The following is a 25,692-nucleotide window of genomic DNA, read 5'->3' as shown; positions in this document are numbered from 1 at the left end:
GCCCGCCCCGATTCCGGGCGTCAGGCCGAGGTCCTCGGCTGCGACTCGCGGCCCTGGGCGCGCAGCTGCTCGTTGATACGCCGGGCTTCCTCTAGCTGGTCTTCGAGGATGACGATGCGGCAGGCGGCCTCGATGGGGGTGCCCTGGTCGACGAGTTCGCGGGCGCGGGCGGCGATGCGCAGCTGGTAGCGGGAGTAGCGGCGGTGGCCGCCTTCGGAGCGCAAGGGGGTGATCAGGCGGTGTTCGCCGAGGGTGCGGAGGAAGGCGGGAGTGGTGCCGAGCATGTCGGCGGCCCGCCCCATGGTGTAGGCGGGGTAGTCGTCGTCGTCGAGATTGTCGGCGGGACGGGGTGTGGCAGCGGGCATAGACCTCTTCTTTCGGGACGCGTCGGGGGGCCCGGGTGCCGTACGGCACCCGGGCCCCGAGCTTTCAACACCATCTGCCGGCGAACTGAGCCGGCCTTCTTTGTCCGCAGGTTCCGCCCGGTAGGCGGGGCTGCGGGGATCGCGGATGCGTGACCGGGGACCACCTTCCAATCCGGGGCCTGCGGTACCCGGGCGGACTCTTCCTCGCCCGGGCGATCCTGATGGCGTCTGCTCCTTTACCTTCGGTTACTCGGTTGTACTGCTGGATACCGCGGGTACTGCTCGCGGCCCGTCCGGCCGCGTCCTGCTGGACCTGCATGCACGGCAGTTCATCTCTGCCGCGCCTCATCGACTTCCTGAGTACGAGAGAAACAGTACCCCCGCGATGAACCCATGTCTACTGTGGCCGTGACAGGTTTTCTGCGGGGCCGCTGCCTGGACTTCTGCCGCGCACGCGCCTGGAAGAGTGATGTCCCGGGCCGTGTCGAGGGCCCCGGGCCCTTCGGGGGCGCGGGGAACCGCACGCGTGCCGTTAGGTTGGTCGGGAGCCGTACCGGAGCCGACCGAACGGAGTCCGCGATGCCTTTCGCCCGACTGGCCGCAGCGACCACCCCGACCTGTCACATCGGACTGGGACTCGCCGCCGTCGGCCGCCCCGGCTACATCAACCTCGGCCGGGACCGGGACCTGGGAGCGGACCGCGGCGTCGAGACGCTGCGCACCCGTACCCGCGAACTCCTCGACGCCGCCTACGCCCAGGGCGTCCGCTACTTCGACGTGGCCCGCTCCTACGGCCGCTCCGAGGAGTTCCTCGCCGACTGGCTGCGGGCGAGGCCCGAGGCCGACGACGTCGTCGTGGGCAGCAAATGGGGGTACACCTACACCGCCGGCTGGACCACCGACGCGGAGGAGCACGAGGTCAAGGACCACAGCGTCCAGACGTACGAGCGTCAGCGCGCCGAGACCGCCGGACTGCTCGGCGACCGGCTCGACCTCTACCAGATCCACTCGGTGACCCCGGACAGTCCCGCGCTCACCGACAAGGAACTCCACGCCAAGCTCGCGGAAGCCGCCGCGCGCGGCGTCACCGTCGGCTTCTCCACCAGCGGACCCGCCCAGGCCGACGCCATCCGTGCCGCCCTCGCCGTGACGGTCGACGGCGAACCCCTCTTCCGTACCGTCCAGTCGACGTACAACGTCCTGGAGACCTCGGCCGCCCCCGCCCTCGCCGAGGCCCACGACGCCGGTCTCACGGTGATCGTGAAGGAGGGCATGGCCAACGGCCGGCTCGCCGACCCGTACGCGCCGCAGGCCCTGAAGGACGTGGCCGCGGAGGTCTCCCTGGGCTGCGACGCGGTGGCCCTGGCGTTCGTCCTGCGCCGGCCCTGGGCCGGGGTGGTCCTCTCCGGCGCCGCGACCGCCGCCCAGCTCGCCTCCAATCTGCACGCGGCGGTCGTCGACCTGGACGAGGAGCAGCTGGCCGTACTGACCGCCCTCGCCGAGCACCCGCGGGAGTACTGGGAGCGGCGCGCCGCCCTGCCCTGGCACTGATCGGACCCCGACCCGGACCCCGGAAGGCCCTCGGTGAGTCGCGTATGCCCAGGGTGAGACAACTGTGTCTCACATGGTCTATCGTTGTCTCATGGCCGTCGATCGTGATCACGTACTCCGCAGCGCCGCCGCCCTGCTGACCCGCAAATCCACCGCGACCATGGACGAGGTCGCCAGGGCCGCCGGGATCAGCCGCGCCACGCTGCACCGGCACTTCGCCGGCCGCGACGCCCTCGTCCGCGCCCTGGAGGCGCTCGGCATCGCGGAGTGCGAGACCGCCCTGGACACCGCCCGCCTGGACGACGGCCCCGCGAGCGACGCCGTACGCCGTCTGGTGCGGGCCATCGAACCGTCCGCCGGTCTCCTCGCCTTCCTCTACTCCGAGAACCAGCTGTTCGAGGGCGAGGGGCAGAACCAGGGCTGGACCCGGATCGACGACCGCATCGCGGCCCTGTTCCGCCGGGGCCAGGCGGGCGGCGAGTTCCGCATCGACCTCACCCCGGCCTGGCTCACCGAGGCGCTCTACGGCCTGCTGGCATCCGGCGCCTGGGCCGTCTCGGAGGGCAGGGTCGCCCGCAACGACTTCACGCACATGGTCGTCGAGCTGCTGCTCGGCGGCGCGCTGAGACACGACACCGCACGGAGAGAGGAACCATGACCAGCACCCTGCAGCCGGCGACGACGACGGAGGCGGTGAAGCGCCCCGACCGCTGGCTCGCGCTCTCCGTCCTCGTGCTCGCCGTGCTGCTGGTGGCCGTCGACGCGACCGTCCTCGGTCTCGCGACCCCCTACATCAGCGAGGATCTCAACCCCACCGGCACCCAGCTGCTCTGGATCGGCGACGTCTACTCCTTCGTCATCGCCGGTCTGCTGGTCTCCATGGGCAGCCTCGGCGACCGGATCGGCCGCAAGCGGATCCTGCTCGCCGGTGCCACCGCGTTCGGACTGATCTCCGTCCTCAACGCCTACGCGACGACACCGGAGACGATGATCGCGGCCCGCGCCCTGCTCGGCGTGGCCGGCGCGACCCTCATGCCCGCCACGCTCGCCCTGATCCGCAACCTCTTCCACGACCCGCGCGAACGCAGCCTGGCGGTGGGCATCTGGGGTGCGACGGCCTCGGCGGGCACCGCGGTCGGCCCCGTCGCGGGCGGCTTCCTCCTGGAACACTTCTGGTGGGGCTCGGTCTTCCTCATCAACCTGCCCGTGATGGTGGTGCTCGTCCTCGTCGGCGTGAGGACCCTGCCGGAGTCGAGGAACCCCGACCCCGGCCCCTGGGACCTGCCCAGCGTGCTGCTCTCCCTGACCGGGATGATCGCCGTCGTCTACGCGGTGAAGGAGGCCGCCGGTCACGGCCTCACCTGGCAGCCGCTCACCGCCGGTCTGCTGGGCGCGGCCGCGCTCCACGGGTTCGTACGCCGCCAGCTCACGCTCCCCGCCCCGCTGCTGGACATGCGGCTGTTCCGCCGGCGCGGTTTCAGCGGCGCCGTCCTGGCCGATCTCCTGTCCGTCCTCGGCATGTCCGGCCTGGTGTTCTTCCTCTCCCAGTACCTGCAGTTGGTGCAGGGCAGGAGTCCGCTGGAGGCGGGCCTGGCCGAACTGCCCGCGGCCGTGGGCGCGGTGGCGGCCGGTCTGGTCGCCGGCCGCGCGGCCCGCCGCTTCTCGGTACGCGCCGTGGTCTGCGGCGGCCTCGCGGCGATCGGCCTGGCACTGGCCGCGCTGACGGCGCTCACCGGGACCACCGGCTACCCGGTCCTGGGGGCCGCCCTGCTGGTGGTGGGCGTGGGCGCCGGCTTCTCCTTCACGGTGACCGCCGACGTCATCCTGTCCTGCGTCCCCAGGGAACGGGCGGGAGCGGCGTCCGCGGTCTCCGAGACGGCGTACGAACTGGGCGCGGCCCTCGGCATCGCCGTACTCGGCTCGATCGTGACCGGCGTCTACCGCGGCTTCCCGTCCCCGACGGGAACTCCCGAAGGAGCGCACGAGTCCCTGGGCGGCGCGGTGGAGGCGGCGTCGCACATGCCGGCGTCCACGGCCACGCCCATGCTGGCATCGGCCCGCGAGGCCTTCGTCGACGGTCTCGGCGTTGCGTCGGGGGTGGGCGCGGCGGTCCTGCTCGCGACCGCGGTGGCGGCGTGGTTCCTGCTGCGGGGACAGCGCCTTGACCACACCGGGTGAGGGGCGGACCTCAGGGGCGCGGGGAGCTGCGCGACCCTCCACGCACGACCCGCACCCGTCGGTGAACGCCTGTGTGAACCCTTACGCGGCCTTGGCCTTGGTCGCGTACATGTCCACGTACTCCTGCCCCGACAGCCGCATGACCTCGGCCATCACGGAGTCCGTCACGGCCCGCAGCACATAGCGGTCCCGGTCCATCCCCTCGTACCGGGAGAACTCCATAGCCTCGCCGAACCGGACGGTGACCCGGCCGGGGCGGGGCATCCCCGCACCGCCCGGCTGCAGCTTGTCCGTGCCGATCATCGCGAAGGGAACCACGGGCGCGCCCGTCATCAGGGTGAGCCGTGCGATCCCGGTCCGCCCCCGGTAGAGGCGGCCGTCGGGGGAGCGGGTCCCCTCGGGGTAGATCCCGAAGACCTTCCCCTCCTCCAGGACCCGCCGTCCGGTCATCAGCGCGGCCACGCCCCCGCGTCCGCCGTCCCGGTCCACCGGGATCATGCCGACGCCGGTGAAGAACCAGGCCATCAGCCGGCCCTTGAGGCTCTTGCCGGTGACGTACTCGTCCTTGCCGATGAAGAAGACCTGCCGGTCGCACACGAGCGGCAGGATCATCGAGTCGATGAACGTGAGGTGGTTGCCGGCCAGGATGACGGGACCATCGCCGGGGATGTGCTCCGCGCCCTCGACCCGGGGACGGAACATCAGGCGCATGACCGGGCCGAGCACTGCCTTGATGAGCGCGAAGCGGGACAACGAGCCCTCCGATGCCAAGGGAAAACGGTATGAGTCTGTGCAGGTGAGGACGATACTCGCGGCCCCCCGGGTGACGCACATCGGGTTCACCGAGGCCTTACGCACTGTTGACGTACGTATACCTGGATGGCCGCACCGTCGCGGGCCCGTCATGCGGACGGAACACGGGCGAGAGATACCGCGGACGGCCCGACCCCGGGCGCGTACCCGGCCTCGGCCGGTCGAATCCGCGGTGTCCTACGCCCCGTCACATCGCCGTAGGCAGCACTACCGCACGCGTACCACCTCGGCGGCGAGGCCCCTACGACACTCGTACGGCACACGCCATCCGCCGTCACCCGCGTGTTGGGACCACGGTCTCCCGGCGGTCATGTCCACGCCCCTACGATCGGCCCGCACGGACGAGCCGAAGGGCAGGAGGGCCTCATGGGATCGCAGGACGCGCGGGAGTCGAACGAGAGGGCGAGCGGGGGCGGAACCGGGCGCCGGGCGCTCCTCGGCGCGGCGGTGCTCGGCGCCACCGGAGGTGTCCTCGGCCTGTCGGGAACCGCGAGAGCGGCCGACGCGCGGCACGGCGGAGGCGGCCTGAAGAGCCTCCCCGTCCCGACGGTCATCGGTCACCGCGGCGCCAGCGGCTACCGCCCCGAGCACACCTTCGGCTCCTACCAGCTCGCCCTCGACCTGGGCGCCGACATCGTGGAGGCCGGTGACCTCGTCCCCACCAGGGACGGGCACCTCGTCTGCCGCCACGAGCCGGAGATCGGCGGCACGACGGACGTCGCCGACCATCCCGAGTTCGCCGACCGCAGGACCACGAAGGTCCTCGACGGCGTCTCCACCACCGGCTGGTTCACCGAGGACTTCACGCTCGCCGAGCTGAAGACCCTGCGCGCCGTCGAGCGCATCCCGGCCAACCGCCCGCACAACACCCTCTACAACGGCCGCTGGGAGATCCCCACCTTCGAGGAAGTCCTCCGGTGGCAGGACGAGCAGACCCGCAGGCGCGGCAAGCAGGTCTGGATCTACCCCGAGACCAAGCACCCCACCTACTTCCGCAAGCTGGGCCTCGGCCTGGAGGAGCGGGTCGCCAAGCTGCTGCACAAGTACGGCAAGGACAGGAAGAACTCGCCGGTCATCCTGCAGTCCTTCGAGCCGAGCAGCATCCAGCGCCTGAACAAGCTGGTCGACAACCCCCTCGTGGTGCTGCTGTCCGCCGCGAACACCCGCCCCTGGGACTTCGTCGAGGCGGGCGACCCGCGCACGGTGGCCGACCTGATCACCCGGGCCGGCCTCCGGGAGATCGCCGGCTACGCCCAGGGCATCGGCCCCACCCTCGACCTGGTCATCCCGAAGGACGCGAGCGGCCGCCTCACCACCCCCACCACCCTGGTCCGGGACGCCCACGCGGTCGGCCTGGTCCTGCACCCGTACACCCTGCGCAACGAGAACCCGTTCCTGCCCGCCGACTTCCGCAAGGGCACCGACGCGGACGCGTACGGCGACGTCTTCGGCGCCTGCCGCACGTACTTCGCGACCGGCATCGACGGGGTCTTCACCGACAACCCGGACACCGGACTCCTCGCCCGCCAGGACTTCGTCAACGGCTGACTCCCCGTTGGGGTGACATACGGCCGCCCGCGCAACCAGCCGCCCGGGCGGCCGCATCGTGTGCCCCATGACGCACGACCTGCTCACCGATCTGCGCCCGCTCCTCGCCGCCGAGGCCTCGGCCGAGGCGCACGCCACCGGCACCGAACCCGGCGACCTGGAACAGGAGGTCTGGCTCCGCCTCCTGGAGCACCTCGCCGCCGACGGCCCGCCGCGCGATCCCGCGGACTGGCTGCGCCGGGCCGTGCGCGCGGAGGCCCGCCGTGCCCGCCGCACGACCCACCTCGAGCGACCGTACGAGACCGAGCCGGCCGACGACCGCGACCGCGGCCCCGAGCACCTCGCCCTCGCCGCCGCCCGCCGCCGCTCCCTGCGCGAGGCCGTGCGCCGCCTCCCCGGCCGCTGCCCCCGTCTCCTTCAGGCGTTCCTCTCGTCCGAGGACCCCACCTACCGGGAGATCGCGGGGGAGTTGGGTATCTCACAGGGAAGTCTCGGACCGGAACGCTCCAGATGTCTGGGATGTCTGCGTCGTTTGCTCACACCGGAGGTTGCGGCCCGCGAAGTGCGGGGATAGGAGTGAAGGACCACAGGCGATCAGGTGAGCGGGAGGCGTGCGCACATGGGCATGAGCGTGACCATCTCGGTGGCGACCGAGCAGGATGCCGAGCAGATCTTCAGGCTGCAGTACCTGTGTTTCCAGAGCGAGGCCGCGCTGTACGGCAACTACCGCATCGCCCCGCTCGTCCAGAGCCTGGACTCCGTCAAGGAGGAACTCGTCTCCGACTGCGTCATCGTGGCCCGGCTGGGCGACGAGGTGGTCGGCTCGGTCCGCGGCCACATCACCGAGGACGGCGCCGCCTCGATCGGCAAGCTGTGCGTCCACCCCCGCCTCCAGGGCCACGGGATCGGTGCCCGGCTGCTCCGCGCCGCCGAGGCCGCCCTGGCCGGGGAGCGCGGCGCCAAGAAGTTCCGCCTCCACACCGGTCACCGCAGCGAGGGCAACCTCCGCCTGTACCGCCGCGTCGGCTACGAGACGGTGGGCACGTCCCAGGGCACGGACGGGGTCCCCATGATCGTCCTGGAGAAGCAGGCGGGGGAGTACGCGGCTACGGCTTAGCCGTACGGGACTTCCGCAGCCAGTACAGGGCCGACAGCGGCAGCAGCACGGGGATGAACACGTACCCCATGCCGTAGTCGGACCAGACCGTCGCGTCCGGGAAGGCCGACGGCTCGATCAGGGTCCACGTGCCGACGATCAGCACGCCCGCGAGTTCGGCGGCACAGCACACCTGGGCCGCCCTGCGCGCCGTCTCGCCGCCGCGCACCAGCGAGTACGTGATGAACCCGTACACGAGCCCCGCCACCGCCGACAGCGTGTACGCCAGCGGCGCCCGGTCGAACTCCGTGGCGATCTGGTACGCCGAGCGCGACACGGCCCCGACGACCATCACGCCGTAGAACCACACCAGCACCAGGCCGGGCCCGCCGATCAGCCGGGCCGGCTTGTCCTGAACGGCCGTCATCTCAGCCTCCCCAGATGTCGTAGAGCCGTACCTCGAGGACGGCGAGCACGACCGCGCCGGCGGCGACCGTGACCGAACCCCAGCGCGTCCGCTCGGCCAGGGACATGAACCCGGCCGCCGGGATGCACGCGAACGCGCCCAGCAGATACGCCACGAAGATCGTCGTGCCCTGTTCCGGCTTCTCGCCCCGCGCCAGCTGCACGATTCCGATCACCAGCTGGACCAGGGCCAGCACCGAGACCACGGCCATCCCGATGAAGTGCCAGTCCTTCGTCGGCTGGTCGCGGTAGGCCGCCCAGCCGCACCAGGCGGCGAGCAGCAACGCGGCGACGCCGGTCACCAGCGTCAGGGCATCAAGCATGCAGTGACCCTATTACGCCGTAATCGGCCCCCGGCGTCCGCCCCCGCACCCGGGAGGGCTGTCCACGACTGTCCAGTATCCGGACAGTCTGGCCCGGTCAGGACCGTACGTCTGGTTTACTGATGCCCATGACCACGACGAGCAGCCGCACCGCGACCGAGGCGACCATGACGCCCGGTGCTCGTTGTCTGTGTCGAATGTGCGCCTTCTAGAGGGCCCCTGCACCACCCCTGAGCTCGCGCCCCGAAGCGAGACGCCGTGGCATGTCCATACGCCGTGCGCTGTGTGACATGGCCGCCCCGCGCACCCGTTCTTCCCCGGATCCCGCCATCACCGTGAGAACCGTGTCGCGTCCCTGACAGCTTGCACCCGTGCGTCCGGGCACACCCACGCCCGCGCACTCGACAGTGACGGAAATCCCAGTGATCACCACCACGGGCCTTACCAAGGTCTACCGCTCGCGCGGCCGTGAGGTCACCGCCCTCGACGGCGTCGACCTGCACGTCCGCGAAGGCGAGGTGTACGGCGTCATCGGCCAGTCCGGCGCCGGCAAGTCCTCGCTGATCCGCTGCGTCAACCTGCTGGAGCGCCCCACCGCCGGCACGGTCACCGTCGCCGGACGGGACCTCACCGCCCTCGCCGGCCGCGGACCCCGGGCCGGCCGGGAACTGCGGCAGGCGCGCAGCCGTATCGGCATGGTCTTCCAGCACTTCAACCTGCTGTCCTCGCGGACCGTGCAGGACAACGTCGAACTGCCCCTCGAAATCCTCGGCATCTCCGGGAAGGAACGTTCCCGCAGGGCCCTGGGGCTGCTCGACCTGGTCGGACTCGCCGACAAGGCGCGGTCCTACCCGGCCCAGCTCTCCGGCGGCCAGAAGCAGCGCGTCGGCATCGCCCGCGCCCTCGCCGGCGACCCCAAGGTGCTCCTGTCCGACGAGGCGACCAGCGCCCTCGACCCGGAGACCACCCGCTCCATCCTCCAGCTGCTGCGCGACCTGAACCGGCAGCTGGGCCTGACCGTCCTGCTCATCACCCACGAGATGGACGTGGTCAAGTCCATCTGCGACTCCGCCGCGCTCATGGAGCGGGGCCGGATCGTGGAGTCCGGCACGGTCAGCGAGCTGCTCGCCACCCCCGGCTCCGAACTGGCCGCCGCGCTCTTCCCCGTCGGCGGCGAGGCCACCGGCGAGGACCGCACCGTCGTGGACGTCACCTTCCACGGCGAGGCCGCCACCCAGCCGGTCATCTCCCAGCTGTCGCGCACCTACAACATCGACATCTCCATCCTCGGCGCCGCCATCGACACCGTCGGTGGCCTCCAGGTCGGCCGGATGCGCATCGAACTGCCCGGCCGCTACGAGGACAACGTCGTACCGATCGGCTTCCTGCGCGAACAGGGCCTGCAGATCGACGTCGTGGGTGAGCCCCTGCTGGTGAAGGAAGGTGCCAAGTGACCTGGACCGAGATGCGGCCCCTGCTGGAGCAGGCCTGTTGGGACACCCTCTACATGGTCGGCTGGTCCACGCTCGTCGCGGTCGCGGGCGGCCTCCCGCTCGGCGTCCTGCTGGTCCTCACCGACCGGGGCGGCCTGCTGCAGAACGTCGTCGCCAACAAGGTCATCGGGCAGGCCGTGAACATCGCCCGCTCGATGCCGTTCATCATCCTGATGGTCGCGCTGATGGGCTTCACCCGCTCGATCACCGGCACCACCATCGGCCGCGAGGCCGCCATCGTGCCGCTGGCCATCGGCGCCATCCCGTTCTTCGCCCGCCTCGTCGAGACGGCTGTCCGCGAAGTGGACGGCGGACTCGTCGAGGCCGTGCAGGCGATGGGCGGCAACACCTGGACCGTCGTACGCAAGGTCCTCGTCCCCGAGTCGCTGCCCTCGCTGATCTCCTCCACGACCACCACGATCGTCGCCCTCATCGGCTACTCCGCCATGGCGGGCACGGTCGGCGCCGGCGGCCTCGGCGACATCGCCGTCCGCTACGGCTACCAGCGCTTCGAGACCGACCTGATGTGGATCACCGTCGCGGTCCTCGCCGTCGTGATCGCCCTCATCCAGTTCGCCGGCGACTCGGCCGCCCGCGCCCTGCACCGCCGCGGCGGCCGCTCCGGCCCGGCGCCGGCACTGCGGCTGCTGAAGGCCAAGGAGCCGGCGGCGGCCGACGCCGCCAAGGTCGGCAAGGCCGCCTGAGCCCCCCAGATCCCCCCGCCCACCCACCGCGGGGCAGCACCACCCACAGGAAAGGCACTTTTCGTGCGTAACACCGCCAAGATCACCACCGCCGTCCTCGCCGCCGGAGCCCTCACCCTCGGACTCAGCGCCTGCGGCTCGGACAAGGACTCCGCCGGCAGCGACGCGAACGCCACGCTGACCGTCGCCGCCACGCCCACCCCGCAGGGCGAGATCCTCACCTACATCAAGGACAACCTCGCGGAGAAGGCCGGCCTCAAGCTGGAGGTCAAGGAGTTCACGGACTACGTGACCCCCAACACCGCGGTCCAGCAGGGCGAGGTCGACGCCAACTACTTCCAGCACCAGCCGTACCTGGACGACTTCAACAAGAAGAACGGCACCGACATCGTCGCCGTGCCGAACGCCACGGTGCACCTGGAGCCGCTCGGCCTGTACTCCCAGGACGTCAAGAAGCTCGACGACCTCAAGAAGGGCGCCACCGTAGCCCTGCCGAACGACACCACCAACGAGGCCCGCGCGCTCAAGCTCCTGGAGGCCAACGGGCTGATCGGGCTGAAGTCCGGCGTCGGCTTCGCGGCGACCCCCAAGGACGTGACGTCCAACCCCAGGAACCTGAAGTTCAAGGAGCTGGAGGCGGCCCAGCTGCCGCGCTCCCTCGCCGACGTCGACGCCGCGGTGATCAACGGCAACTACGCGCTGGAGGCCGGCCTCAGCCCCGCCGAGGACGCTCTGGTCGCCGAGTCCGCCAAGGACAACCCGTACGCCAACTTCCTCGCCGTCAAGAAGGGCGACGAGGACGACCCCCGGGTCGAGAAGCTCGCCAAGCTGCTCACCTCGGCCGCGGTGAAGAAGTTCATCGAGGACAAGTACGACGGAGCCGTCGTCGCCGCGTTCTGAACCGGCTTGCGCCGACAGGCGCCGCACACCACGGGGTTCACCCCTCACCGGGGGCGGACCCCGTGGTGCGGTCCGGTGCTTTCATGCTGCATGCTGGGCAGTTCAGCGGGTCCTGACGGTCCGGTAGGCGGGGCCCCGAGGTTTCGAAGGTTACGGAGCGGCGCATGACGAGCACCTTCCCCACCATCTCCATCAGCACGGAGCGGTTGGTGCTGCGTCCCCTCGACGAGGACGACGTGCCGGCCCTGGCCGAGATGATGAACGACGAGCAGATCGCGGCGTGGACGGCCGTACCCCAGCCGTTCACCGAGAGCGACGCCCGCACCTGGATCACCGAGTACGCGCCCGCCGAACGCACGGCCGGCCGCGGCCTCGACCTCGCCGTCACCGAGTTCCTCACCCAGCGGCTCGTCGGCGTCATCCAGCTCGGCAAGACCAACTGGCACGTCCGCTCCACCGAACTGTCGTACATCGTCGCCTCCTGGGCCCGCGGCGAGGGCTATGCCTCCGAGGCCGCCCTCGCCACCGCCCAATGGCTCTTCACCGACCAGAAAATCGAACGCATCGAGCTGCGCACGGCCGCCGACAACACCGCCTCCCAGCAGGTCGCGCAGAAGATCGGCTGCATCAGCGAAGGCGTGCTGCGCAACGCCTGCATAGCCCGGGCCCGCGCCGAGGACGGCACCTGGACCGAGGTGCGCACCGACTTCATCGTGTGGAGCCTGCTGCCCGAGGACCTGGAGGGCGCCGGGGAGCAGCTCGCGGAGAGCGGCGGATTCACGTCGTACACCGACTGGAACTGAACGCGAGCCCCCGTCGTCCGGCCCCGTCGACCAGGTACCCTCACGGAGCCCGCTACCTGCGTAAACCCCGGGGAGACTGACGACGATGGCCGACCGCGTCACGGTGATCGGCTGGGACGGCTCGCCGCTGACCGCCGCGGCCCGCTCGGCGCTGGGTGCCGCCACCCTGGTGGCCGGCGCCGCCCACCATCTGACGCTGCCCGAGATACCGCCCGCCGCCGAACGCATCCGGCTGGGCAGCGTCTCCCTCGCCGCCCGCCGCATCGCCGGCCACCGCGGCACGGCGGTCGTCCTCGCCGACGGCGACCCGGGCTTCTTCGGCGTCGTACGGACCCTGCGCGCACCCGAGTTCGGTCTCGAGGTCGAGGTCGTCCCGGCCGTCTCCTCCGTCGCCACCGCCTTCGCCCGCGCCGGGATGCCCTGGGACGACGCCCAGGTCGTCGTCGCCCACCGGCGCACGCTGCGCCGCGCGGTCAACGTCTGCCGCGCCCACACCAAGGTCGCCGTGCTCACCTCGCCCGGCGCCGGGCCCGCCGAGCTCGGTCTGCTCCTGGAGGGCGTGCACCGCACCTTCGTGGTCTGCGAGGAGCTCGGCACCGACCGTGAACGGGTCAGCGTCCTCAGCTCCGACAAGGCGGTCGACCACACCTGGCGCGATCCCAACGTCGTCATCGTCATCGGCGGCCCGGTGACCGCCGGGGACGGCGGCGGCTGGATCGCCGGGCGCGACCCGGGCGCCGGCCCCCGCGGCTGGGCCCTGCCCGCCGAGGCGTACGGCGGCGGCCTCGGCGAAGGGGAGACGGACCTGCTGCGCGCGGCCCAACTCGCCCGGCTCGGACCGCGCGTGGGCGACCTCGTCTGGGACATCGGCTGCGGCAGCGGCGCGTTCGCGACCGAGGCCGCGCGGGCCGGCGCGGCCGTCCTCGCCGTCGACCGCGACCTGGACGCCTGCGCCCGCACGGACGCCGCCGCCCGCCGCCACGGCGTCCAGCTCCAGATCGTCCGCGGCACCGCCCCGCACGTCCTGGAGAACCTGCCCGAACCGGACGTCGTCCGGGTCGGCGGCGGGGGAGCGGCGGTGGTCTCCGCCGTCGCCGACCGCCGCCCGCAGCGCATCGTCACCCATGCGGCGACCCGCGACGCCGCCGAACTCGTCGGCCGCGACCTGACCGAGCACGGCTACCTCGTCGAGTGCGCCCTCCTGCAGTCCGTCCAACTCGACACGCGGGTCTGGACGGAGACCGAGCGGAGTGTCGCGTTCCTGCTCAGCGGGGTTCTGCCGGACCGCCGGCCATGACCCCGTCCGCCCTCCCCGTGATCCTGTTGTCGTACCGCTCGCGGTAGGCTGGCCGATCGTCGTACCGCTTCCGTTCACCCGGCACTTCGTCGGTCAATGTCCGGAAAACACATCCCTTTTGGGGTGGGGCGTGGTACGGCAGAACCGGGGGGCGCGCAACGTGGCGCAGTCCACAGCGGCACGACGGAGATCAACCTGTCGCGACGCGGCCACGGCCGGGACAATGCCACTGAATGGCTTTGTCGCTTTTTCGGGCGGGTCGTTCGTGCCGCTGGGCACGGACGCTCGTTCTTCACTACGGGGCGGTCGGTGCGCCGTTCCGGATGAGCTGGTCGTAGGAGCACTAACCGATGGGCGAGGGGTACGCATGACCGACACCGGCCAGGTCCCGGGCGAGGGGCTGCCGGAGAACGCAGGCATGGTGGAACAGCCGGGCGCCCCCGCGCACGGCGCGTACACCTACCTCTCCGAGACCACCGCCGAGGACGAAGACCTGTTGCTGCTGCCGGGCGCCCAGAGCGCGTGGGGCAACGAAGTGGCTCCGCCCGCGCCCGAGCCGGTCGTCGAGGCGGTGCACGAGCCCGGCCCGCACGAGCTCTCCGGCCGCGACAGCGGCTCGGTGGACCTCAGCGCCGTACGCCTGCCGGGCCCCGCCGCGCCGCCGCAGCCGTCCCCGCGCCGCCCTCTCCACCTGGGCCCGCCGATTCCCGACACCTCCTCCAGCCCGGTCCGCTCCCTCGCGGACCGCGGCCCCGCCGGCGCTCCCGTGCGTCACGCCGGCCCGCCCGCCTCCGGACCCGAATACCTCGACGTCCCGCCGCTGCGCGACACGCCCCCGCAGGGCGCGGCACCCTGGGGGGCCCAGGCCGCTGCCCAGGCCACCGCTCCCGCCGCCGTTCCGGCCCAGGGGCCGTCCGCGCCCGGGGCGACGGCCGCGGAAACGGTGGTTCCCGTTCCGGCGACCGGTCCCGTGGCTCCCGAGCCCGGCCAGGTGGGCGCCGCCGAGGCCGTCGTGGCCCGCGTGGCCACCGAGGCGATCGCCGCGACCGCCCAGCAGGAGGCGGAGAGCACCGAGGCGGCGTACGCCGGGAGCGAGGGCGGTCCGGCCACGGCGCCGCAGGTTCCCGGCACCCTCACCGGAGAGCCCGCCCAGGCTCCCGGGCCGGCGGCGACGGCCGAGCCCGCGCGGTTCGCCGCCACCGCCACCGGGTTCGTCGATCCCGGCCAGTTGCTCGGAGCGGCTCTGATCGCCGAGGCCGAGCAGGACGTCGCCGACGAGGTGACGGAGGCGGCGCCGGACACGGGGGCCGGCGCCTCTTCCGGGGGCGACCAGGCCGACGGGCCCGATGCGTCGGAACAGGCCGTCGTGGTGCCGGAGGCGCCTGCGGTCACCGAGGCCGGGCACGGGGAGCAGCCCGCGCCCGCGGCGGACGGCGTGCGGGCGGAGGAGCCGACGGCCGTGACCGAGGCCGCGGCCGGGGCCGCCGGGGTTCCCGAGGCGGGTTCCGTCGAGGCGGCCCAGGCCGCGCAGGCGGGCACTGCCGAGCAGGAGACACACGCCGACGCGGCGCAGGCGGCCGAGGCGAGTCCCGCCCACGTGAACCAGACGGATCAGGTGAGTCCGGCCGAGGTGGCGCAGGAGGCCGCCGAGGGCCCGGTGCCGGTGGCGCAGGCCGCGCCGGGCGCGGCCGAGGAGACGCAGACGTCCGAGGCCGCCGCTGCCGAGGCTGCGCAGGTTGCGGAAGCGGCCCAGGCCGTGGAGGCGGCCGGGGCCGACGCGGTCCAGGGTGCCGAGACGTCCGCCGACGACGTGCCGCAGGTGGTCGAGGCGCCCGCTGCCGAGGCGGTCCCGGTTCCCGGGGAGAGCGCCGGTGAGACGGTCCAGGGCGCCGAGGCGGTCCCGGTTCCCGAGGCGACCGACGGGGAGACCGTCCAGCGCGCCGACGTGCCCGCTGCCGAGGTGGCGCAGGTTGCGGAGGCGGCTCCCGCCGTGGCGGTCCAGGGTGCCGAGGTGCCCGCTGCCGAGGCGGTCCCGGGCACCGAGCCCGGGGGCGAGGCGGCTCCGGTGTCCGAGCCGACCGCACCCGCGGCGGCCCAGGCGGCCGAGGTACCCGGTCCCGACCCGGTCCCCGCAGCCGAGGCGCCCGCTCCCGACGCAGCCCAGGACGGCGGGCCGGTCCCTGTCGAGGCCGCCCGGCTCTCCGAGCCGGTTCAGGCCGCCGAGGCGCCGGTCCCCGAGCCCGCGGCCGAGTCCCCGGTCCCGGACGCGACCCCGGCCCAGGACGCGGCGCAGGTCACCGAGCCCGTGCCCGCACCCGACACCGCCGGCCAGGCCCCCGAACCGGAGACGACCGTGACCGCCGAGGCAGCCGGACAGCCCGCGCCGGAGACAGCCGTGTCCGTGCAAGAGGCGCCCGCGGCTCCCGTTCCCGCCCAGGAGAACCCCGCCGCCGAGCCTCCCGTACCCGTCGCCGACGACGCGGCGCAGCTCGCCGAGGGCGCCACCGCTCCCGGGGAACCCGCCGTCGCCGCCGAGCCCCCGCAGCCCGCGGAAGCCGCCGCGGCTCCCGAGGTCCCGCAGCCCGCCGAGGCCTCCGCCGTACCTGCCGAAGCGACTTCCGCCGGACCCGCCGAGGCCGCGGCAGCCGTGCCGCCCGCGCAGACCGCCACGGCCCAGCCCGTCGCGCCGGGCGTCGCCCAGCCGCAGCCCGAGCCGGTCTCCCAGACGCACCCGGCACCGGAGCAGGCGGCCCAGCCGGCCCCGGCCGCCCAGCCGGAGCCGGAGCCGGAGGCGCAGCCCGCGAGCGAGCCCGCCGCCCCCGCCGCCCACCAGGCGGATCCGGCGTCTCAGTCCCTGGACGAGCCCGCCCCGGCCGCCACCCCCGCCCCCGTGTCCGCGACCCCGTCGGCGGAGACGCCGGCCGAGGTCTGCGCCGAGGCTCCCGTCGACATCCCCGCAGCCGCCCCGGTCGAGGTGCCCGGCGGGGTACCCGCAGAGGCCCCGGCCCCGGCCGCGGCCCTCGGCACGATGCCCCCCGCTCCCCACCCGGACCAGCCGCTGGGCGCGTTCGTGCCGGTCGAGGGCAGCGTGCCGACCACCCCGCACCTCGCCCCCACCCCGCAGCCCGCCCCGGCGGTTCCGCCGGAGGACCAGCGGCCCGCGCAGGACGCGTCGGCCCAGCCGGGGATCCCGGCACAGGCCCCCGCCGCTCCCGCTCCCACCGTCCCCGCCCCCCGCGCGGCCGACGCCGCTCCCGCCCCGGCGACCCCGGACGCGGAGCCTGCGGTCGACGCCCATGCCGACCCCGACCCCGAGGTCGCCCAGAGCCCGGAGGACCTGCACACCAGGGCCGCCGACCAGGAAGAGAGCACGGCCCCCGTGGAAGAAGCCACAGAGTCCACCGGCCCTGCCGCGCCCGCGTACGACGACGCCGAGCGTGAGGCCGTTCTGAAGGTCATGCGCGAGCGCCGGGACATCCGCAACGGCTTCCGGAGCGACCCGATCCCGCACGAGGTGCTGCTGCGCGTGCTGGAGGCCGCCCACACCGCGCCCTCCGTCGGCCACTCGCAGCCGTGGGACTTCGTCGTCATCCGCTCCGCCGACACGCGGCGCGCCATGCACGAACTGGCGATGCGTCAGCGCGACGCGTACGCCAAGTCCCTGCCCAAGGGCCGGGCGAAGCAGTTCAAGGAACTGAAGATCGAGGCCATCCTCGACACCCCGGTGAACATCGTCGTCACCGCCGACCCGACCCGTGGCGGCCGGCACACCCTGGGCCGCCACACGCAGCCGCAGATGGCGCCGTACTCCTCCGCGCTCGCGGTCGAGAACCTCTGGCTCGCCGCCCGCGCCGAGGGCCTCGGCGTCGGCTGGGTCAGCTTCTTCGACGAGCGCGAGATGGTCCGCGCGCTGGGCCTGCCCGAACACCTCGAAGTGGTCGCCTACCTGTGCGTCGGCTACGTCGACGAGTTCCCGGACGAGCCCGAGCTGATGCAGGCCGGCTGGGCCAAGCGCCGCCCGCTGTCCTGGGTCGTCCACGAGGAGACGTACGGCCGTCGCGCGCTGCCCGGCGAGGACCCGCACGACCTGCTCGCCGAGACGGTCGCGGGGATCCGCCCACTGGACGCCAAGGCGCTCGGCGAGGCGTGGGAGCGCCAGAAGCGCATGACCAAGCCGGCCGGCGCGCTCGGCATGCTGGAGATCATCTCCGCGCAGCTGTCCGGCCTGTCCCGGCAGTGCCCGCCGCCGATCCCGGAGCCCGCGGCCGTCGCGATCTTCGCCGGCGACCACGGTGTGCACGCCCAGGGGGTCACCCCCTGGCCGCAGGAGGTGACGGCCCAGATGGTCGCCAACTTCCTCGGCGGCGGCGCGGTCTGCAACGCCTTCGCGGCCCAGGTGGGCGCGGAGGTGTGCGTGGTGGACGTGGGTGTGGCCGCCGACCTCCCGGCGACTCCCGGCCTCCTGCCCCGCAAGATCCGCGCGGGCACGTCCGACATGACCACCGGCCCCGCGATGACCCGCGAGGAGGCCAAGCAGGCCATCGAGGTCGGCATCGAGACGGCCCGTGACCTGGTGGCGGCCGGCAACAAGGCCCTGCTGACGGGCGAGATGGGCATCGCGAACACGACGGCGTCCGCGGCCCTGATCTCCGTCTTCACCGGCGCGGACCCGGCGGAGGTGACGGGCCGGGGCACCGGTATCAACGACGAGACCCTCGCCCGCAAGACCGAGGTCGTCCGCCGCGCCCTCGAACTGCACCAGCCGGACCCCGCCGACCCCATCGGCGTCCTGGCCGCGATCGGCGGCTTCGAACACGCGTCGATGGTCGGCCTCCTCCTCGGCGGCGCGTCCCTGCGGACGCCGGTGATCCTGGACGGCGTCAGCGCCGGTGCCGCCGCCCTGGTCGCCCGGGCCATCGCCCCCGAGGTCCTCGCGGCCTGCATCGCCGGCCACCGCAGCGCGGAGCCCGGCCACGTGGCGGCCCTCAACAAGCTGGGCCTGCGCCCCCTGGTCGACCTCGACCTCCGCCTCGGCGAGGGCACCGGCGCCCTCCTGGCGCTCCCGCTGGTCCAGAGCACGGCCCGGGCGATGCACGAGGTGGCGACCTTCGATTCGGCGGGCGTCACCGAGAAGTAGGACGCGAGGGGCACCCGGGAGACCGGTTCCGGGTGCCCTGCCGGGGTGAGATGCCCGACGGCCACGGCTGACGGGTCGCGGTCGGGGGCAGGCGCCCGGTGTTCCTCCCCCGGTGCCCCCAGAGCCTGGGAGATGTCCCCGGGCGGAAGGGATGGGCACCACCGCGCCACCCCCGCACCGGGCAACGCTGCCCAGCCATCGGACACCGAACCCGTCCGCCCCGCCCGCGCCGTAAAATCCGCACGTCAGGGCCCCGCACGCCGTAAAGAGGAGCCGCCCCTCATGGCCGAACACCCCGCCTACCCCGTAGGCCTCCGCCTCACCGGCCGCAGGGTCGTCGTCCTCGGCGGCGGCCAGGTCGCCCAGCGCCGCCTCCCCGCGCTGATCGCGGCCGGGGCCGACATACACCTGGTGTCCCCGGACGCGACCCCCTCCGTCGAGGCCATGGCGGACGCGGGCGAACTCACCTGGCACCGGCGCCCGTACGCCGAGGGCGACCTCGCGGACGCCTGGTACGCCCTCATCGCCACGAGCGACGCCGAGGCCAACACCCGGGCCTCCGCCGAGGCGGAAGCGCACCGCGTCTGGTGCGTCCGCTCCGACGACGCCGACCGGGCGACCGCCTGGACCCCGGCCACCGGCACCAGCGAGGGCGTCACGGTCGCCGTCCTCACCACGGACGCCCGGGGCCGCGACCCCCGCCGCACCGCCGCCATCCGCGACGCGGTGGTCGAGGGCCTCCGCGACGGCACGCTCGTCGCCCCGCACCACCGCACCCGCACCCCCGGCGTCGCCCTCGTCGGCGGCGGCCCCGGCGACCCCGACCTGATCACGGTCCGCGGGCGCCGACTCCTCGCCGAAGCCGACGTGGTCATCGCCGACCGCCTCGGGCCCCGCGACCTCCTCGCCGAACTCCCCCCGCACGTCGAGGTGATCGACGCGGCGAAGATCCCGTACGGCCGTTACATGGCCCAGGAGGCCATCAACAACGCGCTGATCGAGCACGCCAAGCAGGGCAAGTCGGTGGTACGTCTCAAGGGCGGCGACCCGTACGTGTTCGGCCGCGGGATGGAGGAGCTGCACGCCCTCGCCGAGGCCGGCATCCCCTGCACCGTCGTCCCCGGCATCTCCAGCTCCATCTCGGTCCCGGGCGCGGCCGGCATCCCGGTCACCCATCGGGGCGTCGCCCACGAGTTCACGGTCGTCAGCGGCCATGTGGCCCCCGACGACGAGCGCTCCCTGGTCGACTGGGCGTCCCTCGCCAAGCTCACCGGCACCCTCGTGATCCTCATGGGCGTCGACAAGATCGGAAAGATCGCCGAGACGCTGGTCGCGCACGGCAAACCGGCCGGCACCCCCGTCGCACTCGTCCAGGAGGGCACGACGGCCGCCCAGCGCCGGGTCGACGCGACGCTGGAGACGGTCGCCGAGACCGTGCGGACGCAGGAGGTCAAACCCCCTGCGGTGATCGTCATCGGCGAGGTCGTCACCGTCGGCCCCCGGACGTCTGCGTAACCCCGGGTAACACAACCCGTTCCCAGCCGTTGGCACCGCACCCAGGACAAGGCAGTATCACCCTGTGGCCGATCTCATCACCGTTGAGGACCCCGACGACCCGCGCCTGCGCGACTACACCGGCCTGACCGACGTCGAGCTGCGCCGCAAGCGCGAGCCCGCCGAGGGCCTGTTCATCGCGGAGGGCGAGAAGGTCATCAGACGGGCCAAGGACGCCGGGTACGAGATGCGCTCGATGCTGCTCTCCGCCAAGTGGGTCGACGTCATGCGCGACGTCATCGACGAGCTCCCGGCCCCGGTCTACGCCGTCAGCCCGGAGCTCGCCGAACGCGTCACCGGCTACCACGTGCACCGGGGCGCCCTCGCCTCCATGCAGCGCAAGCCGCTCCCGACGGCCGCCGAACTCCTGCAGACCGCACGCCGGGTCGTCATCATGGAATCGGTCAACGACCACACGAACATCGGCGCGATCTTCCGGTCCGCCGCAGCCCTCGGCATGGACGCGGTCCTGCTCTCCCCGGACTGCGCCGACCCCCTCTACCGCCGCAGCGTGAAGGTCTCGATGGGCGCGGTCTTCTCGGTGCCGTACGCCCGACTGGACACCTGGCCCAAGGGCCTGGACTCGGTCCGCGAGGCCGGCCTCACCCTGCTCGCCCTCACCCCGGACGAGAAGGCCCGCTCCCTCGACGAGGCGGCCCCCCACCGGATGGACCGTGTCGCCCTGATGCTCGGCGCCGAGGGCGACGGACTCTCCACCCAGGCCCTGGTCGCCGCGGACGAATGGGTCCGCATCCCCATGTCCCACGGCGTCGACTCGCTCAACGTCGGCGCGGCCGCGGCGGTCGCCTTCTACGCCGTGGCCACGGGCCGCCCCCGGAGCTAGGGGGAGGACCTATGCCCGGCCGGGCAGCACGTCCGGCTGCGAATGCTGCTGCCGTACGACACCGTCCCCGCCGCCGAGTCCACGGTCCGGGCCCTGGCAGCCCTGGACGATGCCGATGCCCAGCGCCACGAGCAGCGTCACGACGACGAAGACGAACAGGCGCTGGCGCAGCAGCCGCGGGTTGGCGGGCCGTCGGCCGGTCCCCGTGTTCCTCGGCCCGGGCCGCCCGGCCCCGCTGCGGGGCGCCGGCCTGCTGCCACTGCCGCCGGGACGGCTGTTGCGCGAGGCGGGTGCAGGACGGCTCCCGGACCGCGACGACGAGGCACCGCCACCGCGTGAGGCACCGCCTCCCCGCGACGGAACCCCGCCCCGAGAGGGGACCGCCCCCCGGGAGGACGGGACGCCACCCCGGGGCGGGGGAGTACCCGGCCCCGATCCGGAGCCCGTGCGCGAGCCAGAACCCGAGCCCGTGTTCGGTCCGCCCGGCCGGCGCAGCGTGCGCTCCGGGTAGCTGGAGCCGGCGAGACGCCCGGTGGGCCGGTCCGCCTCCGCGGCCCGTGGCACGGGCGGCCGGGCATCGCCGGTCCCCTGCGCCTCGCGGGCGGCGATCTCCTTCAGCCGCAGCGAGAGATCGAGAGTGCTGGGCCGTTCGTCGGGGTCCTTCGCCAGACAGGCCCGGATCAGCGGGGCCAGTGCGTCGGGCACGCCGTTCAGATGGGGCTCCTCGTGCACCACGCGGTACAGCATCACCTCGGAACTGCCGTGCCCGAAGGGCGAGTCGGCCGTGGAGGCGTACGCGAGCGTGGCACCGAGCGAGAACACGTCCGTGGCCGGCGTGACCGCGGCGCCCCGCACCTGCTCGGGCGCGAGGAAGCCGGGGGAGCCGACGGCCGTGCCGACGTGCGTGAGCGTCGAGGCTCCGGTCGCCCAGGCGATACCGAAGTCGATGATCCGCGGGCCCTTCGGGGACAACAGGATGTTGGACGGCTTCAGGTCCCGGTGGACGACCCCGGCCTCGTGGACGGCGACGAGCCCCTCCGACAGCGCGGCCCCGATCGAGGCGAGCTCGGCCGCGCCGAGCGGGCCCTCGTCGTTGACCTTGTCGTGGAGGGAGGGCCCGGGCACGTACTGCGTGGCGAACCAGGGCCGGTCGGCGTCGAGATCGGCCGCGACCAGCCGCGCCGTGCACCCGCCCCGGATCCGCCGGGCGGCGGACACCTCACGGGCGAACCGCGACCGGAACTCCTGGTCCTCCGCCAGATCGGGCCGGATCACCTTCAGCGCGACGCGCTGCCCCTTCTTGTCCGAGCCCAGATAGACGACGCCCATTCCGCCCGCGCCGAGCCGTCGGTGAAGCCTGAACGAGCCGACGACGCGCGGGTCCTCGCGCCTCAGGCGCATCATCGCCATGTTCATCCCCGCTGCCCGGTCCGTGTGACGTGCCACAGCTTACGTTTCCACGGCCGTTCGCGCGCAGAGGCCGCGCCCTCTGCTCCCGATCGATTGTCAGTGCCGGGTGGGAGACTTGAAGAGTGGTCAGAGAGCCTGGGAACAGGCGGACTTTGCTGAGCCTGTGACCTCAACCACCTCTCGCAGAAGGGGGATTGAATCGGTGAAGGGTGATCGAGTCGAGATAGTCGTGGACGCCGGTGACACGACGCGGACCTATGAGGTGGTCGCCGGCAGAGCGGGCCGCAGGGTGGAGACGGCGGTCCGGCGAGGGGTGGTGGAAGTGAGCGAAGTCACTCGGAACGGTACGGTGGTGCGCACCGCCCGCTTCATGGCGAACAGGGTCCTCGCCCTGGTCGAACAGCCCGTCCCGCGTGAGGACCGGTCGGAAAAAACGACCCGCACCGGACACCCCCTCCGGGAAGACCCCGAGACCTAGGACCCCGTCTCCACCCAGGGGAGTACTCCGCAGGTCATGGCTCATCCTCCGGGAGGCCCGGCAATCGATACGAAGGCATGACGCCCTGCGCCCGCCCCACGCCTAGATTTGAGGTCAAGCGGCGGGTGCAGCACTCGTCCCCCGAGGTCAGGCACCCGCCGCTGCCAACGACAAACGAGACGGTCAGGAGAGGGACCATGGCCCACACGGCACCGCGGACTCAGTTCCGCACCCGAACTCGCCGCACGGGCCGCCGCCACCCCCTGGTGGCGACACTCATGGCCCTTCCCCTGGCGGCCCTGCTCCTCCTCGTCTTCGACGGCTGGGAGACAGTGGCCACTCAGGCGTCGTCCGTGGGCGTGATGCTGGGGCGCTGAGCGGCGACCCCAGGCCCGGAAGAGCGGTCCGGGCGGGGACATCCACCCATGAAACCCCGTGGGGACGGGGGTACGGCGGACGGCAAAAATGCCGGCGCAGCTGGGGAGCTGCGCCGGCATTGCCATTCCCCGCGCCCACCCGCCACGACAGGTCACCTCGTACCCTCACCACCAGACCCCGCACCACCCCAGGGAGCCCCGTGACCGCCACCCCCTTGCTCTCCGCCCTCACCGCCCGAGCCAAGGCCAAGGCCCACGCCCCCGCGCCCTCCCTCGCCCCCGACACGAACACCGTCCCCGACACCGGCACCGGCGCCCCCACCTCCACCTGCCCCTGCCCCACCGCCACCCTCGCCCACCGCCCCGACGCCACCGTCGTACGCCACGCGGACACCGTCGCCAAGGCCCACCCCCCGACCACCACCCCCACCGACCTCACCCCCCGCCTCGCCGCAGCCACCCGCCACCCCGACGTCCTCCTCCCTCCCCTCACACCCACCCCCACGGCCCTCCACGGCCGCCTCATCACGTTCTGGCCGTACGGCACCCCCGTGGACCCGGACGACCCGGACGCGGCCCCCTGGGAAGAAGCCGCCACCCTCCTCGCCCGTCTCCACCGCATCCCCATTTCCCTCTCCGCCTCCACCCCCGACCTGACCCGCACCCCCACCTCCACCCCCCACCCGACCCCCACCCCCACCCCCGCCCTCCCCCTCATGCGAGGCCCCGCCAAAGCCGCCCAGGCCGTCGCCCGCCTCCGGGCGGCCCGCCCGCACCCCGCCACCGCCCCCCTCCTCCGCGCCTGGACCACCCTCCCCGCCTGGGCCCGCGCCGAAGCCCCCATGCCCGACACCACCCTCTGCCACGGCGACCTGCACCTCGGCCAACTCGTCCGCCACCCCGCCCCCGACGGCCCCTGGCGCCTGATCGACGTGGACGATCTCGGCGTCGGCGTCCCCGCCTGGGACCTCGCCCGCCCGGCCGCCTGGTACGCCTGCGGCCTGCTCCCGCCCGACGAGTGGGCCCGCTTCCTGAACGCCTACCGCGCCGCCGGCGGCCCGGCCGTCCCCGCGGACGGCGACCCCTGGCCCGCGCTCGACGTCCCCGCCCGCGCCCTCACCGTCCAGACGGCCGCCCGGGCGGTGACCAAGGCGATCGCACAGCACCGCCCGCTCGACGAGGTCGAACAGTCCCTGGTCGATGCCTGTGCCCGGATGGGTTCCGTCCCTGCGCAGTTGGCGTCAAGTTCGGCGAAGTAGGGTGCAACCGACCGCAGCCGGACAGAGTCTGTCCTGGCGGTACGCGAAACAGGACCGACCGGCGAGGAGTTGAGCCGAATCATGCAGTGCCCGAAGTGTCACGGCCAGATGCACACATACAACCGCAATGGTGTCCAGATCGAACAGTGCAACAACTGCAGGGGGATCTTCCTGGACTACGGCGAGCTGGAGGCGCTGACCCGTCTGGAGTCCCAGTGGTCCCAGCCGGCGCCCCCGCCGCCCGCCCCGCAGGCGTACCCGGCCGCTCCCGCCGCCCCGGCCTGGGGCGCCCCGCACGGTGGCCACGGCAGCCACCAGGGCGGGCACTACGGCGGTCACCACCGCCACAAGAGCTTCGGCCACATGCTGTTCTCCAGCTGACCCAAGCGAAAACCCCCGGCCGTACGAGACGGCCGGGGGCTTCGGTGGGTGGACGATACTGGGATTGAACCAGTGACCTCTTCCGTGTCAGGGAAGCGCTCTCCCGCTGAGCTAATCGTCCTCGGGACCGTGATCCGCAGACCACGAACACTGCGTGCGCGATACTGGGATTGAACCAGTGACCTCTTCCGTGTCAGGGAAGCGCTCTCCCGCTGAGCTAATCGCGCGGGTGCGGATCTTGCCGTACGTGCTGGAAGATCCAGTGGACGATACTGGGATTGAACCAGTGACCTCTTCCGTGTCAGGGAAGCGCTCTCCCGCTGAGCTAATCGTCCTTGGAGGTGGAGACGGGATTTGAACCCGTGTAGACGGCTTTGCAGGCCGTTGCCTCGCCTCTCGGCCACTCCACCAGGAGTGTAGGGGATCGGGATGACCCCTTCTTCCTTCGAGCGGACGACGAGGCTCGAACTCGCGACCTCAACCTTGGCAAGGTTGCGCTCTACCAACTGAGCTACGTCCGCTTGTCGTTTCGGTCGGCTCTCGCGTCCCGGCGACGAGTTGAACTCTAGCGGATTCCTGGGCCAGTACAAAAACGCGTTTGTGCAGCGTGCGCCGCTGCCGCCCCGCCCGGACCTGCGGCGGACACGTGGCGGCCGGCCCGGCGTCGTGCAGCGGACCTGCTCAGGGCCCCGCCGGGGACGTCCCCGGACCGCCCC

General features: G+C 72.9%; 23 protein-coding genes and 5 tRNA genes. 18 read left to right on the top strand and 10 right to left on the bottom strand.

The window, feature by feature from the left end; all coding sequences use genetic code 11:
- Positions 1 to 20 precede the first annotated feature (20 nt).
- Positions 21 to 365 (bottom strand): MerR family transcriptional regulator, encoded by a 345-nt coding sequence (locus tag ACFY30_RS24090; RefSeq protein ID WP_390847207.1) that lies wholly within the window; start codon positions 363 to 365, stop codon positions 21 to 23.
- A 579-nt stretch (positions 366 to 944) separates the two neighbouring features.
- Here ACFY30_RS24090 and ACFY30_RS24085 point away from each other — a divergent pair.
- From ACFY30_RS24085 to ACFY30_RS24075, 3 genes are all read left to right on the top strand, one after another.
- Positions 945 to 1,916, top strand: coding sequence for an aldo/keto reductase (locus ACFY30_RS24085; RefSeq protein ID WP_390847206.1), 972 nt, complete (start codon positions 945 to 947; stop codon positions 1,914 to 1,916).
- Positions 1,917 to 2,007: 91 nt separating this feature from the next.
- The gene (locus ACFY30_RS24080) at positions 2,008 to 2,574 is read left to right on the top strand and encodes a TetR/AcrR family transcriptional regulator (protein ID WP_390847205.1); all 567 of its coding nucleotides are present in this window, start codon (positions 2,008 to 2,010) and stop codon (positions 2,572 to 2,574) included.
- Positions 2,571 to 4,094, top strand: a complete 1,524-nt coding sequence (locus ACFY30_RS24075) for an MFS transporter (RefSeq protein WP_390847204.1) — start codon at positions 2,571 to 2,573, stop codon at positions 4,092 to 4,094. The genes ACFY30_RS24080 and ACFY30_RS24075 overlap by 4 nt, the downstream gene beginning before the upstream one ends.
- Before the next feature lie 81 nt (positions 4,095 to 4,175).
- Here the strand turns inward: ACFY30_RS24075 and ACFY30_RS24070 are convergent, their stop codons facing one another.
- Positions 4,176 to 4,847, bottom strand: a complete 672-nt coding sequence (locus tag ACFY30_RS24070) for a lysophospholipid acyltransferase family protein (protein WP_390660942.1) — start codon at positions 4,845 to 4,847, stop codon at positions 4,176 to 4,178.
- Positions 4,848 to 5,273: 426 nt separating this feature from the next.
- On the opposite strand from ACFY30_RS24070, the gene ACFY30_RS24065 reads away from it, so the two are divergent.
- From ACFY30_RS24065 to ACFY30_RS24055, 3 genes are all read left to right on the top strand, one after another.
- Positions 5,274 to 6,455, top strand: coding sequence for a glycerophosphodiester phosphodiesterase (locus tag ACFY30_RS24065; RefSeq protein ID WP_390847203.1), 1,182 nt, complete (start codon positions 5,274 to 5,276; stop codon positions 6,453 to 6,455).
- 67 nt (positions 6,456 to 6,522) lie between these two features.
- Positions 6,523 to 7,029: a sigma-70 family RNA polymerase sigma factor gene (locus ACFY30_RS24060; protein ID WP_390847202.1), complete on the top strand. Its 507-nt coding sequence runs from the start codon at positions 6,523 to 6,525 to the stop codon at positions 7,027 to 7,029.
- Between the two features lie 45 nt (positions 7,030 to 7,074).
- On the top strand, positions 7,075 to 7,572 hold the full coding sequence (locus ACFY30_RS24055) for a GNAT family N-acetyltransferase (protein WP_390847201.1): 498 nt from the start codon (positions 7,075 to 7,077) through the stop codon (positions 7,570 to 7,572).
- Here the strand turns inward: ACFY30_RS24055 and ACFY30_RS24050 are convergent.
- Positions 7,562 to 7,978 carry a hypothetical protein gene (locus tag ACFY30_RS24050; protein ID WP_390660859.1) on the bottom strand — a complete coding sequence of 139 codons (417 nt, stop codon included), beginning with the start codon at positions 7,976 to 7,978 and terminating at the stop codon, positions 7,562 to 7,564. The genes ACFY30_RS24055 and ACFY30_RS24050 overlap by 11 nt on opposite strands.
- 1 nt (position 7,979) lies before the next feature.
- A complete protein-coding gene (locus ACFY30_RS24045) occupies positions 7,980 to 8,339 on the bottom strand; it encodes a hypothetical protein (RefSeq protein ID WP_390660860.1) in 360 nt (119 codons plus the stop codon).
- A gap of 422 nt (positions 8,340 to 8,761) precedes the next feature.
- Here ACFY30_RS24045 and ACFY30_RS24040 point away from each other — a divergent pair, with 422 nt between their 5' ends.
- The 8 genes from ACFY30_RS24040 (at position 8,762) to ACFY30_RS24005 (ending at position 21,071) form a co-directional block, all read left to right on the top strand.
- Positions 8,762 to 9,793, top strand: a complete 1,032-nt coding sequence (locus tag ACFY30_RS24040; RefSeq protein ID WP_390847200.1) for a methionine ABC transporter ATP-binding protein — start codon at positions 8,762 to 8,764, stop codon at positions 9,791 to 9,793.
- Positions 9,790 to 10,536, top strand: coding sequence for a methionine ABC transporter permease (locus ACFY30_RS24035; protein WP_390847199.1), 747 nt, complete (start codon positions 9,790 to 9,792; stop codon positions 10,534 to 10,536). Before ACFY30_RS24040 ends, ACFY30_RS24035 begins: the two co-directional genes overlap by 4 nt.
- A gap of 63 nt (positions 10,537 to 10,599) precedes the next feature.
- Complete coding sequence (locus tag ACFY30_RS24030; protein WP_390847198.1) at positions 10,600 to 11,436, top strand: MetQ/NlpA family ABC transporter substrate-binding protein; 837 nt, start codon at positions 10,600 to 10,602, stop codon at positions 11,434 to 11,436.
- 164 nt (positions 11,437 to 11,600) lie between these two features.
- Positions 11,601 to 12,239 (top strand): GNAT family N-acetyltransferase, encoded by a 639-nt coding sequence (locus tag ACFY30_RS24025; RefSeq protein ID WP_390847197.1) that lies wholly within the window; start codon positions 11,601 to 11,603, stop codon positions 12,237 to 12,239.
- A gap of 85 nt (positions 12,240 to 12,324) precedes the next feature.
- Positions 12,325 to 13,536, top strand: coding sequence for a precorrin-6y C5,15-methyltransferase (decarboxylating) subunit CbiE (gene cbiE, locus ACFY30_RS24020; RefSeq protein WP_390847195.1), 1,212 nt, complete (start codon positions 12,325 to 12,327; stop codon positions 13,534 to 13,536).
- A gap of 367 nt (positions 13,537 to 13,903) precedes the next feature.
- Positions 13,904 to 18,673, top strand: a complete 4,770-nt coding sequence (gene cobT, locus ACFY30_RS24015) for a nicotinate-nucleotide--dimethylbenzimidazole phosphoribosyltransferase (protein ID WP_390847194.1) — start codon at positions 13,904 to 13,906, stop codon at positions 18,671 to 18,673.
- 282 nt (positions 18,674 to 18,955) lie between these two features.
- Positions 18,956 to 20,188: a uroporphyrinogen-III C-methyltransferase gene (gene cobA, locus ACFY30_RS24010; RefSeq protein ID WP_390847193.1), complete on the top strand. Its 1,233-nt coding sequence runs from the start codon at positions 18,956 to 18,958 to the stop codon at positions 20,186 to 20,188.
- Between the two features lie 64 nt (positions 20,189 to 20,252).
- Positions 20,253 to 21,071, top strand: coding sequence for a TrmH family RNA methyltransferase (locus tag ACFY30_RS24005; protein ID WP_390847192.1), 819 nt, complete (start codon positions 20,253 to 20,255; stop codon positions 21,069 to 21,071).
- A 9-nt stretch (positions 21,072 to 21,080) separates the two neighbouring features.
- On the opposite strand, the gene ACFY30_RS24000 is transcribed toward ACFY30_RS24005, so the two are convergent.
- Complete coding sequence (locus ACFY30_RS24000) at positions 21,081 to 22,487, bottom strand: serine/threonine-protein kinase (protein ID WP_390847423.1); 1,407 nt, start codon at positions 22,485 to 22,487, stop codon at positions 21,081 to 21,083.
- A gap of 196 nt (positions 22,488 to 22,683) precedes the next feature.
- Between ACFY30_RS24000 and ACFY30_RS23995 the strand changes: the two genes are divergently transcribed.
- The 4 genes from ACFY30_RS23995 to ACFY30_RS23980 all read left to right on the top strand — a co-directional run bounded on the left by ACFY30_RS23995 (position 22,684) and on the right by ACFY30_RS23980 (position 24,976).
- Positions 22,684 to 22,959, top strand: coding sequence for a hypothetical protein (locus ACFY30_RS23995; protein WP_390660944.1), 276 nt, complete (start codon positions 22,684 to 22,686; stop codon positions 22,957 to 22,959).
- Positions 22,960 to 23,156: 197 nt separating this feature from the next.
- Positions 23,157 to 23,336, top strand: a complete 180-nt coding sequence (locus tag ACFY30_RS23990; protein ID WP_358994867.1) for a hypothetical protein — start codon at positions 23,157 to 23,159, stop codon at positions 23,334 to 23,336.
- Between the two features lie 200 nt (positions 23,337 to 23,536).
- The gene (locus ACFY30_RS23985) at positions 23,537 to 24,595 is read left to right on the top strand and encodes an aminoglycoside phosphotransferase family protein (protein WP_390847191.1); all 1,059 of its coding nucleotides are present in this window, start codon (positions 23,537 to 23,539) and stop codon (positions 24,593 to 24,595) included.
- 81 nt (positions 24,596 to 24,676) lie between these two features.
- Positions 24,677 to 24,976, top strand: a complete 300-nt coding sequence (locus tag ACFY30_RS23980) for a zf-TFIIB domain-containing protein (RefSeq protein WP_390660871.1) — start codon at positions 24,677 to 24,679, stop codon at positions 24,974 to 24,976.
- A gap of 49 nt (positions 24,977 to 25,025) precedes the next feature.
- Here ACFY30_RS23980 and ACFY30_RS23975 read toward each other — a convergent pair.
- The 5 genes from ACFY30_RS23975 to ACFY30_RS23955 form a co-directional block, all read right to left on the bottom strand.
- Positions 25,026 to 25,097 (bottom strand) — tRNA-Val (locus ACFY30_RS23975).
- A 34-nt stretch (positions 25,098 to 25,131) separates the two neighbouring features.
- A tRNA-Val gene (locus ACFY30_RS23970) sits at positions 25,132 to 25,203 on the bottom strand.
- Positions 25,204 to 25,239: 36 nt separating this feature from the next.
- Positions 25,240 to 25,311, bottom strand: a tRNA-Val gene (locus ACFY30_RS23965).
- Between the two features lies 1 nt (position 25,312).
- Positions 25,313 to 25,386: transfer RNA gene (locus ACFY30_RS23960), tRNA-Cys, on the bottom strand.
- 38 nt (positions 25,387 to 25,424) lie between these two features.
- Positions 25,425 to 25,497 (bottom strand) — tRNA-Gly (locus ACFY30_RS23955).
- Between the last annotated feature and the right edge of the window lie 195 nt (positions 25,498 to 25,692).

This window comes from Streptomyces sp. NPDC000345 (genome assembly GCF_042898825.1).
In the GTDB taxonomy this organism is placed as follows: domain Bacteria; phylum Actinomycetota; class Actinomycetes; order Streptomycetales; family Streptomycetaceae; genus Streptomyces.
The sequence above is the reverse complement of the archived record's forward strand: the minus strand, read 5'-3'. Positions and strand labels throughout refer to the sequence as shown.